At 68.9% G+C, this 1,417-nt stretch carries 3 protein-coding genes; 2 read left to right on the forward strand and 1 reads right to left on the reverse strand.

All coding sequences use genetic code 11. The features are described 5' to 3' along the window. Together B2X67_RS20575 and B2X67_RS20580 are read left to right on the forward strand one after the other, a co-directional pair. Window positions 1-649: tetratricopeptide repeat protein (locus B2X67_RS20575; RefSeq protein WP_286786637.1), on the forward strand; the 649-nt coding region annotated here is incomplete at its 5' end. Beyond that, window positions 649-978 carry a YqcC family protein gene (locus tag B2X67_RS20580; RefSeq protein WP_282339552.1) on the forward strand — a complete coding sequence of 110 codons (330 nt, stop codon included), beginning with the start codon at window positions 649-651 and terminating at the stop codon, window positions 976-978. The genes B2X67_RS20575 and B2X67_RS20580, both read left to right, overlap by 1 nt. 4 nt (window positions 979-982) lie before the next feature. On the opposite strand, the gene B2X67_RS20585 is transcribed toward B2X67_RS20580, so the two are convergent. Next, window positions 983-1,417, reverse strand: a 435-nt coding sequence (locus B2X67_RS20585) for a DUF4124 domain-containing protein (RefSeq protein WP_286786638.1), incomplete at its 5' end; no start/stop codon positions are given.

Raw genomic sequence — 1,417 nt, forward strand, 5'->3', positions numbered from 1 at the left:
CGAGCAGCGCTTCGCCCGCAGTGGCGGCTACACTCCGCCGGCCGCGCAGACCCAGCCCCGCGCCATCGAGGAAGATTCCGGCGTGGTGGTGATGGTGCCCGGTGGCGCCGGATCGTCGCCAGTGCAGAGCTATCCGGCGACCTCCACCCCATACGGCGGCGCGACCAGCAGCGCGCCGATCAGCACCACGCCGATCACCGTCGGCCCTGTGACCGGCGGCAGCTATTCCGCGCCGGCCCCGTACGCCTCGACGCCGCAGTACGCGGCGCCTGCGCCAAGCGGCATTCCCAGCGCCGGCGGCAGCGTGCTGTCCGCCGATGAACAGCTCGACGGACCGGTGCTGGCGCTGCTGACCTCCGCGCAGCAACAGCAGAGCGGCGGCGATCTCAACGGCGCGTCATCCAGCCTCGAGCGTGCCCAGCGCATTGCCCCGCGTGAGCCGCAGGTGCTCTATCGCCTCGCCGAAGTGCGGCTGGCCCAGGGCGACGCCGCCCAGGCCGAGCAACTGGCGCGGCGCGGGCTGACCTACGCCAATGGCCGCCCCGCCTTGCAGGGCAGCCTGTGGAACCTGATCGCCCAGGCCCGCGAACGGCAGGGCGACAGCGCGGGTGCCGCCCAGGCGCGCGCTCAGGCGAAGGTCAATCTTTAGTGGATTCGCGTTTTCCGGCGGTGGCTGAGCAGTTGTTGCTGATCGAGCGCGAGCTGCGGGTACAGGGCTGGTGGGCTGACGTCTCGCCGAGCGAGGCCGCGCTTTCCAGCCCCGAGCCGTTCTGCATCGATACGCTGGAGTTCGAGCAATGGCTGCAGTGGATCTTTCTGCCGCGGATGAAGCTGCTGCTGGAAAACGACGCCGCGCTGCCGGCGGTATCGGGAATTCGTGAAATGGCTGAAGAGGTCTATCGCGACAGGGTCTATCAGGCGCGAGGGCTGCTGGAAGCCCTCGGCGAATTCGACCGACTGATCGTCGGTCGAGGCTAGCGGGTCACTTGCTGCAGTTTTCGGCGATCGCCTTCTGGCTCTCGGCGATCCGCGACTGGCGTTCGTCCTCGCGCAGCCGACGCACTTGCCCATCGATGTTCACCTGCACCCGCGGATTGTTCTGCAGCTGGGCGAGGTTGGTCCGCACCGCATCGCAGTAACGCTTGCGCTCGGCCTCGCGCGCGGCGACCTCTTCCTTCACCTTGGCGTCGATCGCGCCCTGCTCGTCGTCTTCCATCTGGCTGTCGAGCTTTGGCAGGCTGCCTGGCGAAGGAACCTGCGCTGCCGGCTTGGGAGGCGCCGCCGCGGTGTCTACCGCCGTGGCGGCCTGGCCCTGTGGCGGTTGCGAGCCGAAATGGGTGATGCCTTCGGCGTCCACCCATTTGTAGACCTGGGCCGAAACGGGGGCGGCGAGAGCCAGCAGCAGGCTGCCGGCGAG

Source organism: Pseudomonas sp. UBA3153, assembly GCF_002364635.1.
GTDB lineage: Bacteria > Pseudomonadota > Gammaproteobacteria > Pseudomonadales > Pseudomonadaceae > Pseudomonas_O > Pseudomonas_O kuykendallii.